The organism is Streptomyces sp. NPDC003034 (genome assembly GCF_053591375.1).
The window spans coordinates 46,353-62,234 of record NZ_JBSFTS010000027.1 but is presented as its reverse complement, the minus strand read 5'-3'; the positions used below and the strand labels follow the sequence as shown (position 1 = coordinate 62,234).

The window sequence follows — 15,882 nt, the reverse complement described above, 5'->3', positions numbered from 1 at the left end:
GAGGCCCTGCCCGGCGGCGGCTCCGGGCGCCGCCGGGGCGCGGCGGCCGAGACCTGGCGGCCGGAGGCCTCGGCCACGACCGGGGCCGGGCCCGTGCCGGACGGTGGCGGATCGGGCCGCCGACGGGCCGCCGGCCCGCGGGCGGACGAGCCGCACGGGCTGCCGGCCCCCGCGGGAACGGGCTCGGGACGGCGGCGCAAGGCGGCGGCCGAACCCGCGGAGTCCGGCACAGTGCTCGCCCCCGCCGCACCCGGACGGCGCCGGAGCGGCGTCCCGGCGGCCGACGACCCCCCGCCCCCGCTCCCGCCCCCGCCCCCGCCCCCACTGCCCGGACCGGGCAGACGGCGCCGGGCCGGGGCCGCGCCCGCGGGGTCGTCGGCCGCCGGGACCTGGCGGCGGATCATCCCGCAGGCCCTGGTCGTCGCCTTCCTCGCCGGGGGTACGACCGCGTTCGTCGCCGCCGACAAATCGGTACACCTCACCGTGGACGGCGTGCCCAGGACCCTCCACACCTTCGCCGACGGGGTGGACGAGCTGCTCGTCGCCGAAGGCGTCGGCATCGGACCGCACGACCTCGTGGCCCCCGGCCCCGGCGAGCGCCTCGACGACGGCGAGGAGGTCGTCGTCCGCTACGGCCGTCCGCTGCTCCTGACCCTCGACGGACAGCGGCGCCGGGTGTGGACCACTGCCCGCACCGTCGAGGGAGCCCTGCGGCAGTTCGGCATCCGGGCCGAGGGCGCCTTCCTCTCCGCCCCCCGCACCGCCCTCGTTCCCCGCTCCGGCCTGACCCTCGGCGTCCGCACCGAGCGCAGCGTGACCTTCATGGCCGACGGCAGCGAACGCACCATCCGCACCAACGCCGCCACCGTGCAGGAGGCCCTCGACCAGGCCGGCATCAGCCTGCGCGGCCAGGACACCACCTCCGTGCCGCCCGGCTCCTTCCCGCGCGACGGCCAGACCGTGACCGTGCTGCGCATCACCGGCACCCGCGAGGTCCGCGAGGAGCGCATCCCGTACGCGACCGAGCGGGTCGAGGACGACGGCCTGTTCGCCGGGACCGAAGTCGTGGAGCGGGCCGGCCGGCCCGGGGCGCGCAGGGTCACGTACGCCCTGCGCACGGTCAACGGCGTCCGGCAAAAGCCCCGCCGCGTCGCGGAGGAGGTCGTGCGCGAGCCGGTCACCCAGCTCGTCAAGGTCGGCACGAAACCGCTGCCCACGTCCGTCGCCGGAGCGGACGGCCTCGACTGGGGCGCACTCGCCCAGTGCGAGTCCGGCGGGCGGGCCTCGGCCACCGACCCGTCGGGGACGTACGGCGGGCTGTACCAGTTCGACGTCCGCACCTGGCAGGGGCTCGGAGGGAGCGGGCGCCCGCAGGACGCCTCCGGCGCGGAGCAGACGTACCGGGCGAAGAAGCTCTACGTGCAGCGGGGGGCGAGTCCGTGGCCGCACTGCGGCCGTAGGCTTTACCGGTGAGCACCGCAGAGCAGCAGCCCGAAAACCCCTCCTCCGGCACCCCCGACGCCCTCCTGGGCCCGGCCGACATCCGGGAGCTGGCGGCCGTACTCGGCGTACGGCCGACGAAGCAGAAGGGCCAGAACTTCGTCATCGACGCCAATACGGTCCGCCGGATCGTGCGCACCGCCGAGGTGCGGGCCGACGACGTGGTCGTCGAGGTCGGGCCGGGCCTGGGCTCGCTGACCCTCGCGCTGCTGGAGGCCGCGGACCGGGTGACCGCCGTCGAGATCGACGACGTCCTGGCGGCGGCGCTGCCCGCCACCATCGAGGCCCGGATGCCGCAGAAGAAGGACCGCTTCGCGCTGGTCCACTCCGACGCGATGCTGGTGACGGAACTGCCCGGTCCGCCGCCGACCGCGCTCGTCGCGAACCTGCCGTACAACGTGGCCGTGCCCGTCCTGCTCACCATGCTCGACCGCTTCCCGACCATCGAGCGGACGCTGGTGATGGTGCAGGCGGAGGTCGCCGACCGGCTCGCAGCCAAGCCCGGCAACAAGGTGTACGGGGTCCCCTCGGTCAAGGCCAACTGGTACGCGGACGTGAAGCGGGCCGGATCCATCGGCCGCAAGGTCTTCTGGCCCGCGCCGAACGTCGACTCCGGGCTCGTCTCGCTCGTGCGGCGCGAGCGGCCGGTCAGCACCAGCGCCTCCAAGGCGGAGGTCTTCGCGGTCGTGGACGCGGCCTTCGCGCAGCGCCGCAAGACCCTGCGCGCGGCGCTGGCGGGCTGGGCCGGTTCGGCCGCGGGCGCCGAGGCGGCGCTCGTCGCGGCGGGCGTCTCGCCGCAGGCGCGCGGTGAGTCCCTGACGGTGGAGGAGTTCGCGGCGATCGCCGAGCACAAGCCGGCGGCGGCGAGGCCCGCGCTGTGAACCGGGGCGGTACGAGCGGGGCGAGCGGGGCGAGCGGGGCGAGCGTGACGAGCAGGGCAAGCGGGGCGACCGGGGCGATCGGGGACAGTGGGACCAGTGGGACCCCTGGCGCCAGCATGCCCCCTGCGGTGAGTGGAGCGAGTGAGGCGAGCGTGAGCAGTGTGACGCGCAGGACGGATGTGACCCGCAGGACCGGTGTGACCGTACGGGTCCCCGCGAAGGTCAACGTCCGGCTCGCGGTGGGCGCGGCCCGGCCCGACGGCTTCCACGACCTGGCCAACGTCTTCCTGGCCGTGTCCCTCTTCGACGAGGTGACCGTCACCCCGGCCGACGGCCTGACCGTGACCTGCTCCGGCCCGGACGCGGAGCACGTCCCGCTGGACCGCACCAACCTCGCGGCCCGCGCCGCCGAGATCCTCGCGGCGCGGGCCGGCATCGAGCCGGCCGTCCACCTCCACATCGCGAAGAACATCCCGGTCGCGGGCGGCATGGCGGGCGGCAGCGCGGACGGCGCGGCGGCCCTGCTGGCCTGCGACGCCCTGTGGGGGCTGAACACCCCGCACACGGAACTGCTCGACATGTGCGCCGTGCTCGGCAGCGACGTCCCGTTCAGCCTCGTCGGCGGGGCGGCCCTCGGCACGGGGCGCGGTGAGCTGCTGACCCCGGTGGAGGCCGGCGCCTTCCACTGGGTGTTCGCGGTCGCCGACGGCGGCCTGTCCACCCCGGCGGTGTTCCGCGAGTTCGACCGCCTCACGGCCGGTACGGGGATCCCGGAGCCCGAGGCCTCCCCGGCGCTCCTCGCGGCCCTCGCCTCCGGCGACCCGGAGGCGCTGGCCGCCACCCTGGCCAACGACCTCCAGCCGGCCGCGCTGTCGCTGCGGCCGCGACTGGCGGACACCCTCGCGGCGGGCACCGCCGCCGGCGCCCTGGCCGCGCTGGTCTCCGGCTCCGGGCCCACGACGGCCTTCCTGGTCCGCGACCCCCGCTCCGCCGCCGAGGTCGCTGCCGCGCTCGACGCCTCGGGCACCTGCCGGGCCACCCGCGTGGCATCGTCCCCGGCCCCCGGAGCCACGGTCCTGCCGTCCTGAACCCCGCGCCGCCGGACCCCGTACCTGCCGCTGTCCCGGCCACGGCCGGGCGGGTGGTTCCCGGCGGAACGATTGGGCCCTGCCCGGAGGGTTAGGCTGAGGGGCTGGTCCCACCCCTTCCCTGGAGCGCGTCTGATGGCCGTCAATCTGGTCAATGTCGAGGCAGTCAGCAAGGTGTACGGCACACGTACCCTGCTCGACGGCATCTCCCTCGGCGTGTCCGAGGGGGACCGGATCGGCGTCGTCGGCCGCAACGGCGACGGAAAGACCACCCTCATCCGGATGCTGGCCAAGCTGGAGGAGCCCGACACGGGCCGGGTCACCCAGTCCGGCGGCCTGCGCATGGGCGTCCTCACGCAGCATGACTCCCTCGACCCCGGGGCCACCGTCCGCCACGAGATCATCCGCGACATGGCCGACCACGAGTGGGCCGGCAACGCCAAGATCCGCGACGTGCTGACCGGGCTCTTCGGCGGCCTGGACCTCCCCGGCTTCGCGCAGGGCCTCGACACCGTCATCGGCCCGCTCTCCGGTGGCGAGCGCCGCCGGATCGCGCTCGCCAAGCTGCTCATCGCCGACCAGGACCTCCTGATCCTCGACGAGCCCACCAACCACCTCGACGTCGAGGGCATCGCCTGGCTGGCCAAGCACCTCCAGGAACGGCGCTCCGCGCTCGTCTGCGTCACCCACGACCGATGGTTCCTCGACCAGGTGTGCACCCGTATGTGGGACGTGCAGCGCGGTGACGTCCATGAGTACGAGGGCGGCTACAGCGACTACGTCTTCGCCCGCGCCGAGCGCGAGCGGATCGCGGCCACCGAGGAGTCCAAGCGGCAGAACCTCATGCGCAAGGAGCTGGCCTGGCTGCGCCGCGGCGCCCCCGCCCGGACCTCCAAGCCGCGCTACCGCATCGAGGCCGCCAACGAGCTGATCGCCGACGTGCCGCCGCCGCGCGACCGCTCGGAGCTGATGCGCTTCGCCAACGCGCGCCTCGGCAAGACCGTCTTCGAGCTGGAGGACGTCACCGTCCAGGCCGGAGCCAAGACGCTCCTGCAGCACCTCACCTGGCACCTGGGCCCCGGCGACCGGATCGGCCTCGTCGGCGTCAACGGCGCCGGCAAGACCTCCCTGCTGCGCGCCCTCGCCACGGCGGCCCGCACCCAGGGCGAGACCCAGCCCGCGGCCGGCAAGATCACCGTAGGCCGGACCGTCAAGCTCGCCTACCTGTCCCAGGAGGTCGGCGAACTCGATCCCTCCCTGCGGGTCCTGGAGGCCGTCCAGCGGGTCCGCGACCGCGTCGACCTGGGCGGCGGCCGTGAGATGACGGCGGGTCAGCTGTGCGAGCAGTTCGGCTTCACCAAGGAGAAGCAGTGGACGCCGGTGGGCGACCTCTCCGGTGGCGAGCGGCGCCGGCTGCAGATCCTGCGGCTGCTGATGGACGAGCCCAACGTCCTCTTCCTCGACGAGCCCACCAACGACCTCGACATCGAGACCCTGACGCAGCTGGAGGACCTCCTCGACGGCTGGCCCGGCTCGATGATCGTGATCTCGCACGACCGGTTCTTCATCGAGCGCACCACCGACACCGTGATGGCGCTGCTCGGCGACGCGAGCCTGCGGATGCTGCCGCGCGGCCTGGACGAGTACCTGGAGCGCCGCCAGCGGATGATCGATGCGGCCGTCCCGGCCGCCGCTCCGGCCGCCGCCGTGAAGGGCGCGCCCGGAGCCGCCTCGTCCAAGGACGACCGGGCCGCGAAGAAGGAGCTCCAGAAGATCGAGCGGCAGCTGAACAAGCTCTCCGACCGCGAGACCAACCTGCACGCGCAGATCGCCGCGAACTCCACCAACTACGACAAGGTGGCCAAGCTCGACGCCGAGCTGCGGGAACTGCTCACGGACCGGGACGACTTGGAAATGCGCTGGCTGGAGCTGGCCGAGGACGCCTAGGTTCTGTCCGGGCGGTCTTCGTGGATCAGGTCGCGTTGTCCGGTGCGGTGCATCGCAAGGCGGAGGGGCGCAGCTCGTACTCGGCCGTACTCGCGCGCTCCGACAACGCAGGGAGGTGCCGTGCCAGGCAGCGCGGGCCCGCGGAGATCGCCCGGACAGGGCCTAGGGGAGTGCCCCCCGCCGCTTCGCGGCGTCGCGGGACGCGGATCCGGCGAACACCTCCGGGAACTGGCGGCCCCGCGGGCCAACTGGCCGGATAACGGCGGCGTCACGGGCCGGTCCTCCTCTGGGTACAGGGGGCGGACCGGCCCGGTGCTTGTCGGCCGGCAGTGATAGAAAGGTCATCCTCCACGCCCGCCGAAGCCGAAAGTGTCGCTGATGACCGAGCCGCCCCAGCCGCCGAACCAGCCGCCGACACCATCCGGTTACGGTCACCTGCCCGGCCCGCCGCAACCCGGTTACGGTTACCCGCCGCAGGGCGCGAACCCGTACGCCCAGCAGGCCCCGTACGGTCAGCAGCCCGCGCAGCAGCCCGGTTACGGCTATCCGCCGCCGCCTCCCGGCCCGCCCGGGATGCCGCCGGCCGGCCCCGGCGCGAACCCGAAGAAGAAGCTGACCGTGGTGATCGCGGCTTCGGTCGCCGCCGTCCTCGTCCTCGGCACCGTCGCGTACGCAGGTTTCTTCCGGGGCGGCGACGAGGACCCGAAGCAGCCCGTCGCGCAGGGCTCCACGCCCGCCGACGACAAGCAGCCCTCCGGCTCCCCTTCGGTCGACGCGGGCGACGGCAGCGGCGACGGCGGCGAGGAAGCCGACCTCAACTCCGGCCGCAAGCAGGGCGAGGACAAGGTCCTCTGGCTCAAGACCAGCAAGATCGACGGTCCGGGCGCCGGTGTCGAGGCCAAGGGCCAGTGGGTGATCGGCGACACGGTCGTCAAGACGGTCTGGAAGTCCGTCATCGGCTACGCGGTGACCGACGGCAAGGAGAAGTGGAAGATCGACTTCCCTGCCGAGATCTGCGGGGTGACCGACCAGACCACCGCGGACGGCAAGACCGTGATCACCTTCAAGGAGGGTGAGGCGGAGAACGCCACCTGCAACCAGATGAAGATGATCGACCTCAAGGCGGGCAAGGAGGGCTGGACGAAGGAGATCCCCAAGGAGGGGGCGTTCGACCTCATGAGCGAGGCCAACCCCTCCCTCACCGGGGACACCGTCGCCATCAACCGCTTCATCTCCAGCAGCGCCTTCAAGGTCAGCACCGGCGACAAGCTCTTCACCGGCGCCGTTCCGGAGGGCTGCAAGCCCTCCTCGTACCTCGCCGGCCAGGGCAAGATGATCGCGCTCGCTACGTGCCACGACGGCGACTCCACCCAGGAGATCCAGGACGCCGACCCGGTCACCGGCAAGAAGACCTGGTCCTACCCGCTCCCCAAGGGCTGGAAGGTCACCCAGGTCTACTCGGTGGACCCGATCGTCCTCGACATCGGAGACCAGTCGAAGAAGGAGCGCTCCATCGTGGTCCTGGGACCCGACGGGAAGCTGCGCACCACCGTCTCCGGCGAAGGCAGCTTCGCGAGCGGCTGCGGTCTGGGCAGCCGCGCCATCCAGGGCTGCGCCGACGCCGTCGTCGACGCCGGCCTCCTCTACCTGCCCACCTCCCCGGGGGCGGGCAGCGGCAACGAGATCGTCGCCTTCGACCTGTCGACCGGCAAGGTCAAGTGGCGCACCCCGGCCGGGGACAAGCGCACCCTCACCCCGCTCAAGGCCGCGAACGGCCAGCTGATCGCCTACCGCGAGGCGGAGTACGACAAGGGCGGCGAGATCCTCACCATCCCGGCCGCCGGAGGCACTCCGACCGCGGTCCTGCGGCATCCGTCGGGCCCCGCCGCTCCGGTCGAGAGCTCCTTCCACTCCCCGAAGGCCGACTACGTGGACGGCCGGTTCTTCATCTCCGCTTCCCGCCTGCTCGCCCGGGGCAAGGACGAGAAGCTCCTGATGGTCTTCGGCAAGTGAACGAGTCCACCGAGCCGCCCACCGAGAGGCACAGCAACCGATGAGTACCCCGCCGCCCCCCAGCCAGCCGCCCTCCGGCGGCTTCGGAGCCCCGCCGCCGCCCCCGGGGCAGCAGCCCTCCGGCGGCTTCGGCGCGCCCCCGCCGCCCCCGGGCCAGCAGCCCTCGGGTGGTTTCGGCGCGCCCCCGCCGCCCGCGCAGCCGCCGCAGCCGCCCTCCGTACCCCCGGCGCCGCAGCAGCCCCCGGGCGGTTACGGCTACCCGCAGCAGGCCGCCACCCCGCCGCCGTTCGGCCCGCCCACCACGCCCATGTACGCGCCCCAGGGCCCCGGGGCCGCGGGCGGCGGCAGCAACGACAAGCGCAACCAGCTGATGATCGTCGGCGCGGCCCTCCTGGCCATCGTCCTCATCATCGGCGGCGGCTTTTGGTACGTCTCGGGCGACAGCGGCGGCGGTACGCAGAACACCGCCGACGGCGGCCAGAGCACCAGCCCGGACGGTGACAAGCCCAAGCCCGGCGGGGGCGGCTCCGAGAAGGTGCCGGTCAAGACCAAGTCGAAGCCGCTGGTCAACGTACCCCTGCCGCAGCCCGAGGAGCAGGTGACCGTCGAGGGCTCCTGGATCACCGACTCCACCTACGTGAAGTCCGACGTGGCCAAGGTCGTCGGCTACAACCTCACCGACGGCGGCAAGAAGTGGGAGATCCCCCTCCCCGCCCAGATCTGCGGCGCCACCCAGCACGTCAGCGAGAAGAAGACGGCGATCCTCTTCCAGGAGGCCCTGCCGAGCCCGGAGAAGAAGTACCAGCCCTGCACCCACGTCGGCGTCATCGACCTGGAGGCCGGCAAGCTCCTGTGGTCCGCCGCCGCCAAGTCCGCCACCGGCGGCGACAAGAACGTGACCTTCTCCGAGGTCACCCTCAGCGGCCAGACCGTCGCCGCGGGCGGCCTCTCCGGCGGCGCCGCCTGGAACCTGGCCGACGGCAAGTCCCTGTGGCAGCCCAAGGTCGACGGTGAAGGCTGCTACGACCTCGGCTACGCCGGCGGCGAGGCCCTCGCCGTCATCCGCAGGTGCGGCCGCAGCCCCAACTACACCCTGTACGCGCAGTCCCTCGACCCGGCCACCGGCGCGCCCAAGGGCTCGTACAAGCTCTCGCCGGGCATCGAGTGGGCCGCCATCATCTCCACCAAGCCGCTCGTCGTCTCGGCCAACGTCGGCAACACCGCGAAGAACGCCACCGGCGTCAGCGACCTGTTCGTCATCGACGACGCCGGCCAGCTCAAGTCGCGCATCCCGCTCTCCTCGGGCAACTTCAACCCCAAGTGCCCCGCCACCGAGGTCGAGAAGTGCGACAACATGGTGGTCGGCAACGGCAAGGTCTACCTGCCCTCCTACGAGCACCAGGGCAAGGACCCCAGCGGCGCGCGCACCAACGAGCTGCTCTCCTTCGACCTGGAGACCGGCAAGCAGACCAACGAGAGCGCCCCCGCGGGTGAGCGGTACACGATCTTCCCGCTGCGCATGGACGGGTCGAACGTCATCGCCTACAAGATGCCCCCGTACGACAAGGGCGGTCAGATCGTCAGCATCGACGGCGCCACCATGAAGGAGACCCTCCTCATGGAGAATCCGGGGGACAAGGCCAGCCAGCGCCTGGAGACGGCCGTCTCGCCCACCGGAGCCGAATACCGCTACCACGACGGCAAGCTGTTCATCTCCCGCGTCTACGCCCGCAAGCCCTACTCGGCGTCGAGCGAGGCGGAGTACCTCTTCGTCTCGTTCACCGCGAGCTGAGCCCGCACCACGCCCGTCACAAGCCCCCGGAAGGTCCTTCCTTCCGGGGGCTTCTGCGCGGTATCCGCCGCGCACCGTCGAACAAGCGTGTAGCTTGCCGGGTCAGAAGGAACGGGGGTGGGTGCCTTCATGGGCGTACGGGTCGTCGTGGTCGACGAGCACCGGCTGCTGGCCGAGGCGCTCGCCTCGGCCCTCAAACTGCGCGGTCACCGGGTGCTGGCCGCGGCCGCCCCGGCCGCGGGCGCCGCCGAACTCGTCATCAGCCGCGCCCCCGAGGTCTGCCTGCTGGGCACCTCGGCCCCCGCCGAGCCCGGCGTCTTCGAACCCGTGGCCCGGATCAAGCGGGAGCGTCCGCAGATCGCCGTCGTCGTCCTCGGCCCGGTGCCCAGCCCGCGCGGGATCGCCGCCGCCTTCGCCGCCGGTGCCTCGGGGTACGTACGCCAGGACGAGCGCGTCGAAGGCGTCGAGCGGGCCCTGGCCAAGGCACGGGCCGGCGAAGTGGCCATCTCCCCGCAACTGTTGCAGGGGGCCTTCGCCGAGCTGCTCAACCCCGCGGTCCAGCCCGACGACGAAGGCACCCGGCTGCTGCGCCTGCTCACCCCGCGCGAGGTGGAGGTGCTGGTCCGGGTCGCCGAGGGTGAGGACACCCGGCTCATCGCCGCGGGCATGGCCATCGCGCCCAGCACCGCCCGTACGCATGTGCAGCGGGTCCTGATGAAGCTGGGCGTCGGCTCCCGGCTGGAGGCGGCCGCGCTCGCCGCCCGCACCGGCCTGCTGGACCGCGCGGCGCCGAGGCCCGCGCCCGCCGCCGGGGGCTGAATCCGGCCCGGATTTCCCCGCGGGCCCGCGATCGGGTATGCCAGTGGGCAGCATGTGGAGGCATCCCGCGTGCGGTTCCCCGCGAGAGGCAGTAGGCGAGTGAGTAGAACGCCGATTCGTAAGTACATGGTCACCGGTGGCGCCGGATACGTCGGCGGGGTGGTCGCCGCGCACCTCCTGGAGGCCGGGCACGAGGTCACCGTCCTCGACGACCTCAGCACGGGCTTCCGCGAGGGCGTGCCGGCGGGCGCCGCCTTCATCGAGGGCCGGATCCAGGACGCCGCCCGGTATCTGGACCCCTCCTTCGACGGGGTGCTGCACTTCGCGGCCTCCTCCCAGGTCGGCGAGTCCGTCGCGAACCCGGCCAAGTACTGGGAGAACAACGTCGGCGGGACCCTGGCCCTGCTGGGCGCGATGCGCGAGGCGGACGTGCGCACCCTGGTGTTCTCCTCCACCGCCGCCACCTACGGCGAGCCCACCGAAGCGCTGCTGACCGAGGACTCGGTGACCGCGCCGACCAACCCCTACGGCGCCTCGAAGCTGGCCGTGGACCACATGATCACCGGGATGTGCGCGGCGCACGGCCTGGCCGCGGTCTCGCTGCGCTACTTCAACGTGGCGGGCGCTTACGGCCGCTTCGGGGAACGGCACGACCCCGAGTCGCACCTGATCCCGCTCGTCCTCCAGGTCGCCCTCGGCGAGCGGGAGTCCATCTCGGTCTTCGGCGAGGACTACCCGACGCCGGACGGAACCTGCGTACGCGACTACATCCACGTCGCCGACCTGGCGCAGGCACATCTGGCCGCGCTGCGGGTGGCCGCGCCCGGAGAGCACCTGATCTGCAACCTGGGCAACGGCAGCGGCTTCTCGGTCCGCGAGGTCATCGAGACGGTCCGCAAGGTCACCGGCCGGGAGATCCCCGAGGTCGTCGCCCCGCGCCGGGCCGGCGATCCGGCGGTGCTGGTCGCCTCGGCGCGCAGGGCCCACGAGCGCCTCGGCTGGACGCCGGGCCGCTCGGACCTCACCGGGATCATCACGGACGCGTGGGACTTCGCGCGCGGGCGCACCGCCTGAACCCTCCGGCGCGGCCGGCTCTCCCGCCCCACCGCTTTCTCCCCGCCCCCCGCACCGTCCCGGTGCGGGGGGCGTGTGCGTGAACGCCGGGCGCCGTGACCGGGCGCTGTGCGCGGGCGCCCGGCGTGCACACGCCGGGTGAAAGGGACCGCGTGCAACTGCCCGGGGCACAGGCCGGGCGGTACACCGCCATCCGGACCTTCGGGTCAGTCGAATTCAAGCCACCACAAAGGCCGTTAAGGACGGCTCCCCTGGTAAATCGCTGCGAAAACTTCTGCTATTCGGCCAACGTGACGGCCATGCGGGCCTACGCTGATGCGTGACACCGGTGGGGGCCGGTGTTGATTCAGGGGTCGAGACAGGTCGGGTACGACGTCCGGTCCGGGGTAGTGCAGAGATGTCGCGGCGGCGGCCGCGGCAGCTGTGGATCACCCGGTCCGGGCGCCGTACCCGCAGCCGTCCGTTCCCCGACCCTTGGGGGTTTTGTGGTTCGTATCCGGGTTCTCGTGGTCGACGATCACCGCATCTTCGCCGAATCTCTCGCGGCCGCGCTGGCGGCCGAGCCGGACGTGGACGTGTCCGCGGCCGGCAGCGGCCCCGCCGCGCTGCGCTGCCTCGAACGCGGGGCGGCCGAGGGCCGCCGCTTCGACGTCCTGCTCGTCGACGCCGATCTCGGGGCCGTCGCCGGGACCGTGCCCGTCCAGCGGGAGCCGGGGGCCGGCCCACCGCCCGGCGGGGACGGCATCGCGCTGGCCGCCGGGGTGCGGGTGTCGCACCCCGGGGTCCGTACGGTGGTCCTCGCCGCGCGCGACGACCCCTGCCGGGCCGCCCTCGCGCTCCAGGCGGGAGCCTCGGGGTGGGTGGCGAAGGACTGCTCGCTCTCGCGGCTGCTGGCCGTCATCCGCGGTGTCCTGCGCGAGGAGACGCACCTGCCGCCCGCACTGCTCACCGGGGTGCTGCGGGAGCTCACCGCGGCGCGCAAGCACCGTACGGACAGCGAGAGGCTGGTCGAGTCGCTCACCCCGCGCGAACACGAGGTGCTGTGCTGCATGGTGGCGGGACTGGGCCGCAAGGACGTGGCGGCGAGGCTGTTCCTGTCCCCGCACACCGTCCGTACGCACATGCAGAACGTGCTGGGCAAGCTCGGTGTGCACTCCACGCTGGCGGCGGTGGCGCTGGCGCGCCGGGCCGGCGTACGGCCGGCGGAACTAGCCGGGGATGTTGTCGAACGGAGCGGTCAACTGGCGTAGCAGCGCGGCGAGATCGCCGCGCTGGTTGCGGGAGAGCTGGGCCAGGATCGCCCGCTCCTGGGCCAGCAGTCCGGCCAGGGCCTCGTCGGCGCGGTCGCGGCCCTCGGGGGTCAGCCGCACCAGGACCCCGCGCCGGTCGCTCGGGTCCGGCAGCCGCTCCACGAGGCCCTTCTTGGCCAGCCGGTCGATGCGGTTGGTCATGGTGCCGGAGGTGACGAGGGTCTGGGTCAGCAACTGGCCGGGGGAGAGCTGGTAGGGCGCTCCGGCCCGGCGGAGGGAGGTGAGGACGTCGAACTCCCAGGGCTCCAGGCCGTGCTCGGAGAAGGCCAGCCTGCGGGCGCGGTCGAGGTGGCGCGCGAGCCTGCTGACCCGGCTCAGCACCTCAAGCGGTTCCACGTCGAGGTCAGGGCGCTCCCGCCGCCATGCCGCGACCAGTCGGTCGACCTCGTCCTCCATGCCGATCATTGTAAGGGGTCTGTCGACATGAAGTCTCTTGAGGTCGAGTTTCTTGAGCTCAAGTATCTTGGAATAGAGATATAAACGCGGCGCACCCGGGGCATGGACGGGGCCGGAACAGATTCCGCTTCCGTCCCGCCCCGCCAGTAGGGAGGCTCGAACATGTATTCCGATACCGCGCAGGCCGGAATCCCCACGGCCACCGCACCCTCCGCACCCACCTGGGACCCCCAGCAGTACCTCCGGCACGCCGGCCACCGCACACGGCCCTTCCTGGACCTGCTGAACCGCATACCGGAACTCCCCACCCGCCCCGCCCGGATCGCCGACCTCGGCTGCGGCCCCGGCAACGTCACCGCCCTCCTCGCCGAACGCTGGCCCGAAGCCCGGATCACCGGCTTCGACCTCTCCCCGGACATGCTCGGCCGCGCCACCGCGGACCACGCCGGACCCACCAGCGGCGGCGGCAGCCTCGAATTCCGCCAGGCGGACATCGCGAGCTGGCTCCCCGAGGAGCCCTACGACCTGATCGTCTCCAACGCCGCCCTCCAGTGGGTGCCCAGCCACCCGGGCTCCTTCGCCGCCTGGACCAACGCCCTGCGCCCCGGCGGCACCTTTGCCTTCCAGATTCCCGGTAATTTCAACGCCCCCAGCCACGCCCTGATCGCCGAGCTCTGCGAAACCCCGCGCTGGCGCTCCCGCCTCGCAGGACAGGGAGCCCGCTACATCCATTTGCTCGAACCCGCCGAATACCTCGCCCGGTTCACCGAGCTCGGCTGCGCCGCGGACGTGTGGGACACCACCTACCACCAACTGCTCCAAGGGCCCGACCCGGTGCTGGAATGGGTCAAGGGCACCGCCTTGCGGCCCGTCCTCACCACCCTCGGGGACGACAAGGACGCCGTCGACGCCTTCCTCGCCGAATACCGCGACCGGCTGCACGGGGTCTACCCGCCCGGGCCGCGGGGCACCGTCTTCCCCTTCCGCCGGATCTTCGCCGTGGCGCGCAAGGAGGCCTGACCGTGCCGGCCGCCGTCGAGCGGGTCCGCCCCGGCGTCCGGCTGCCCGGCGTCCGGCTGCCCGGCGTCCGGCCCGGCGGGCCGCCCGGGCTCTCGCCACCGCGCCGCCCGGAGGCCGTCATGTGATCCGGACACGACGGCGCCCCGCCACCGGCATCCGGTGGCGGGGCGCCGTCGCGCTCCGGCCGCGCACGCGAGCGCGCGTACGGTGCCTCAGCTCTTGCGGTGGCCCACCAGGCGCGGCTTGGACTCCAGCCCGTCCAGCCCGTGCCAGGCCAGATTCACCAGGTGCGCGGCGACCTCGGCCTTCTTGGGCCGGCGCACGTCCAGCCACCACTGCCCCGTCAGCGCCACCATGCCGACCAGCGCCTGCGCGTACAGCGGGGCCAGCTTCGGGTCGAAGCCGCGGGCCTTGAACTCCAGGCCCAGGATGTCCTCGACCTGCGTGGCGATATCGCTGATCAGCGAGGCGAAGGTGCCCGTCGACTGGGCCACGGGGGAATCCCGTACGAGGATGCGGAAACCGTCCGTGTAGGACTCGATGTAGTCGAGCAGCGCGAAGGCCGCCTGCTCCAGCAGCTCGCGCGGATGCCCGGCCGTCAGGGCGCCCGTCACCCCGTCCAGCAGCTGGCGCATCTCCCGGTCCACGACGACCGCGTACAGGCCTTCCTTGCCGCCGAAGTGCTCGTACACCACCGGCTTCGACACCCCGGCCTTGGCCGCGATCTCCTCCACCGACGTGCCCTCGAAGCCCTTCTCGGCGAACAGGGTCCGACCGATGTCCAGCAGCTGCTGACGTCGCTCGGCGCCCGTCATCCGTACCCGGCGGCTGCGCCTGGGCTTGTCGCTGCTGGAATTACCGCCGTCGATCGCCACGCCCCCCATCATGCCGCGTTGGGCTCGTTTTCCCTGCGCCGGGCGTCGAGGCGGGCCTCCGAGGGCCAGCGCACGTCCGTGGCCCAGCCCAGCTGCTCGAACCAGCGGATCAGGCGCGCGCTGGAGTCGACCTGGCCGCGCAGGACGCCGTGCCGGGCGGAGGTCGGATCGGCGTGGTGCAGGTTGTGCCAGGACTCGCCGCAGGACAGCACCGCCAGCCACCACACGTTGCCCGAGCGGTCCCGGGACTTGAAGGGCCGCTTGCCGACGGCGTGGCAGATCGAGTTGATCGACCACGTCACGTGGTGCAGCAGCGCCACCCGCACCAGGGAGCCCCAGAAGAACGCGGTGAACGCGCCCCACCAGGACATGGTCACCAGGCCGCCCACCAGCGGCGGGATCGCCAGCGACAGGATGGTCCAGTAGACGAAGTCGCGCGAGATGCGGCGGATCGCCGGGTCCTTGATCAGGTCCGGGGCGTACTTCTGCTGATCGGTCTGCTCCTCGTCGAAGAGCCAGCCGATGTGCGCCCACCACAGGCCCTTCAGCAGGGCGGGCAGGGTCTCTCCGAAGCGCCACGGCGAATGCGGGTCGCCTTCGTGGTCGGAGTACTTGTGGTGCTTGCGGTGGTCCGCCACCCAGCGCACGAGCGGGCCCTCCACCGCCATGGAGCCCATGACGGCCAGGGCGATCCGCAGAGGCCGCTTGGCCTTGAAGGAGCCGTGCGTGAAGTAGCGGTGGAAACCGATGGTGATGCCGTGGCAGGCCAGGAAGTACATGAACACCATCAGGCCCAGGTCCAGCCAGCTCACCCCCCAGCCCCAGGCCAGCGGGACCGCCGCCAGCAGCGCCAGGAAGGGAAAGGTGATGAAGAGCAGAAGGGCGATCTGCTCGATGGACCTCTTGCTCTCGCCGCCGCGGGTCGCGGACGGTTCGGGCGGCTCGGACGGAGTACCGGAGGGCGCGCGGGAGGCGTCCTGCATCAGATCGGGACTGAAGGTCATGGGTTCCCCTGAGGGTGAGGAGTCGGCGAGGGGGAGCCTCCCAGCAGGAGCTGGGGGAGCCTGATCACGGACCTACGGAACCGTAACCTACGGCATCGTAAGTATGGCAAAGGTGAAGCCGGCGGCAAGAGGAGCACAGTCGGGATACGGTCGGATCACGGGC

Annotated in this window: 14 protein-coding genes; 11 read left to right on the top strand and 3 right to left on the bottom strand. The window is 72.5% G+C overall.

Annotated elements, in window-relative coordinates; genetic code table 11:
* Positions 1–231 precede the first annotated feature (231 nt).
* The 9 genes from ACWDX7_RS23820 (at position 232) to ACWDX7_RS23780 (ending at position 12,364) form a co-directional block, all read left to right on the top strand.
* The gene (locus tag ACWDX7_RS23820) at positions 232–1,473 is read left to right on the top strand and encodes a ubiquitin-like domain-containing protein (protein WP_451491053.1); all 1,242 of its coding nucleotides are present in this window, start codon (positions 232–234) and stop codon (positions 1,471–1,473) included.
* Positions 1,470–2,381 (top strand): 16S rRNA (adenine(1518)-N(6)/adenine(1519)-N(6))-dimethyltransferase RsmA, encoded by a 912-nt coding sequence (gene rsmA / locus ACWDX7_RS23815; protein WP_451490924.1) that lies wholly within the window; start codon positions 1,470–1,472, stop codon positions 2,379–2,381. Before ACWDX7_RS23820 ends, rsmA begins: the two co-directional genes overlap by 4 nt.
* A 152-nt stretch (positions 2,382–2,533) precedes the next feature.
* Complete coding sequence (locus ACWDX7_RS23810) at positions 2,534–3,469, top strand: 4-(cytidine 5'-diphospho)-2-C-methyl-D-erythritol kinase (protein ID WP_451490923.1); 936 nt, start codon at positions 2,534–2,536, stop codon at positions 3,467–3,469.
* Positions 3,470–3,604: 135 nt separating this feature from the next.
* The gene (locus tag ACWDX7_RS23805; RefSeq protein WP_451490922.1) at positions 3,605–5,416 is read left to right on the top strand and encodes an ABC-F family ATP-binding cassette domain-containing protein; all 1,812 of its coding nucleotides are present in this window, start codon (positions 3,605–3,607) and stop codon (positions 5,414–5,416) included.
* A gap of 378 nt (positions 5,417–5,794) precedes the next feature.
* Positions 5,795–7,429, top strand: a complete 1,635-nt coding sequence (locus ACWDX7_RS23800) for an outer membrane protein assembly factor BamB family protein (RefSeq protein WP_451490921.1) — start codon at positions 5,795–5,797, stop codon at positions 7,427–7,429.
* A 40-nt stretch (positions 7,430–7,469) separates the two neighbouring features.
* A complete protein-coding gene (locus ACWDX7_RS23795) occupies positions 7,470–9,221 on the top strand; it encodes an outer membrane protein assembly factor BamB family protein (protein ID WP_451490920.1) in 1,752 nt (583 codons plus the stop codon).
* Between the two features lie 129 nt (positions 9,222–9,350).
* The gene (locus ACWDX7_RS23790) at positions 9,351–10,040 is read left to right on the top strand and encodes a response regulator transcription factor (protein WP_451491052.1); all 690 of its coding nucleotides are present in this window, start codon (positions 9,351–9,353) and stop codon (positions 10,038–10,040) included.
* Between the two features lie 126 nt (positions 10,041–10,166).
* Positions 10,167–11,114 carry a UDP-glucose 4-epimerase GalE gene (gene galE, locus ACWDX7_RS23785; protein ID WP_451490919.1) on the top strand — a complete coding sequence of 316 codons (948 nt, stop codon included), beginning with the start codon at positions 10,167–10,169 and terminating at the stop codon, positions 11,112–11,114.
* A 485-nt stretch (positions 11,115–11,599) separates the two neighbouring features.
* Positions 11,600–12,364 (top strand): LuxR C-terminal-related transcriptional regulator, encoded by a 765-nt coding sequence (locus ACWDX7_RS23780; RefSeq protein WP_451490918.1) that lies wholly within the window; start codon positions 11,600–11,602, stop codon positions 12,362–12,364.
* Here ACWDX7_RS23780 and ACWDX7_RS23775 read toward each other — a convergent pair.
* On the bottom strand, positions 12,323–12,820 hold the full coding sequence (locus ACWDX7_RS23775; protein ID WP_451490917.1) for a MarR family winged helix-turn-helix transcriptional regulator: 498 nt from the start codon (positions 12,818–12,820) through the stop codon (positions 12,323–12,325). The two genes, ACWDX7_RS23780 and ACWDX7_RS23775, sit on opposite strands and share 42 nt — an antisense overlap.
* A 162-nt stretch (positions 12,821–12,982) precedes the next feature.
* On the opposite strand from ACWDX7_RS23775, the gene ACWDX7_RS23770 reads away from it, so the two are divergent.
* Together ACWDX7_RS23770 and ACWDX7_RS23765 are read left to right on the top strand one after the other, a co-directional pair.
* Positions 12,983–13,840, top strand: coding sequence for a trans-aconitate 2-methyltransferase (locus ACWDX7_RS23770; protein ID WP_451490916.1), 858 nt, complete (start codon positions 12,983–12,985; stop codon positions 13,838–13,840).
* Between the two features lie 2 nt (positions 13,841–13,842).
* Positions 13,843–13,965 (top strand): hypothetical protein, encoded by a 123-nt coding sequence (locus ACWDX7_RS23765; protein ID WP_451490915.1) that lies wholly within the window; start codon positions 13,843–13,845, stop codon positions 13,963–13,965.
* 87 nt (positions 13,966–14,052) lie between these two features.
* On the opposite strand, the gene ACWDX7_RS23760 is transcribed toward ACWDX7_RS23765, so the two are convergent.
* Both ACWDX7_RS23760 and ACWDX7_RS23755 read right to left on the bottom strand, forming a co-directional pair.
* A complete protein-coding gene (locus tag ACWDX7_RS23760) occupies positions 14,053–14,727 on the bottom strand; it encodes a TetR family transcriptional regulator (RefSeq protein WP_451493387.1) in 675 nt (224 codons plus the stop codon).
* Complete coding sequence (locus ACWDX7_RS23755; protein WP_451493388.1) at positions 14,724–15,719, bottom strand: acyl-CoA desaturase; 996 nt, start codon at positions 15,717–15,719, stop codon at positions 14,724–14,726. The genes ACWDX7_RS23760 and ACWDX7_RS23755 overlap by 4 nt, the downstream gene beginning before the upstream one ends.
* Between the last annotated feature and the right edge of the window lie 163 nt (positions 15,720–15,882).

Bases quoted from the DNA above. Each gene is read 5' to 3' on its own strand.
- ACWDX7_RS23805 (WP_451490922.1), top strand. From the start codon at position 3,605: ATGGCCGTCAATCTGGTCAATGTCGAGGCAGTCAGCAAGGTGTACGGC.
- ACWDX7_RS23800 (WP_451490921.1), top strand. From the start codon at position 5,795: ATGACCGAGCCGCCCCAGCCGCCGAACCAGCCGCCGACACCATCCGGT.
- ACWDX7_RS23795 (WP_451490920.1), top strand. From the start codon at position 7,470: ATGAGTACCCCGCCGCCCCCCAGCCAGCCGCCCTCCGGCGGCTTCGGA.
- ACWDX7_RS23790 (WP_451491052.1), top strand. From the start codon at position 9,351: ATGGGCGTACGGGTCGTCGTGGTCGACGAGCACCGGCTGCTGGCCGAG.
- galE (WP_451490919.1), top strand. From the start codon at position 10,167: ATGGTCACCGGTGGCGCCGGATACGTCGGCGGGGTGGTCGCCGCGCAC.
- ACWDX7_RS23775 (WP_451490917.1), bottom strand. From the start codon at position 12,820: ATGGAGGACGAGGTCGACCGACTGGTCGCGGCATGGCGGCGGGAGCGC.
- ACWDX7_RS23770 (WP_451490916.1), top strand. From the start codon at position 12,983: ATGTATTCCGATACCGCGCAGGCCGGAATCCCCACGGCCACCGCACCC.
- ACWDX7_RS23760 (WP_451493387.1), bottom strand. From the start codon at position 14,727: ATGATGGGGGGCGTGGCGATCGACGGCGGTAATTCCAGCAGCGACAAG.
- ACWDX7_RS23755 (WP_451493388.1), bottom strand. From the start codon at position 15,719: ATGACCTTCAGTCCCGATCTGATGCAGGACGCCTCCCGCGCGCCCTCC.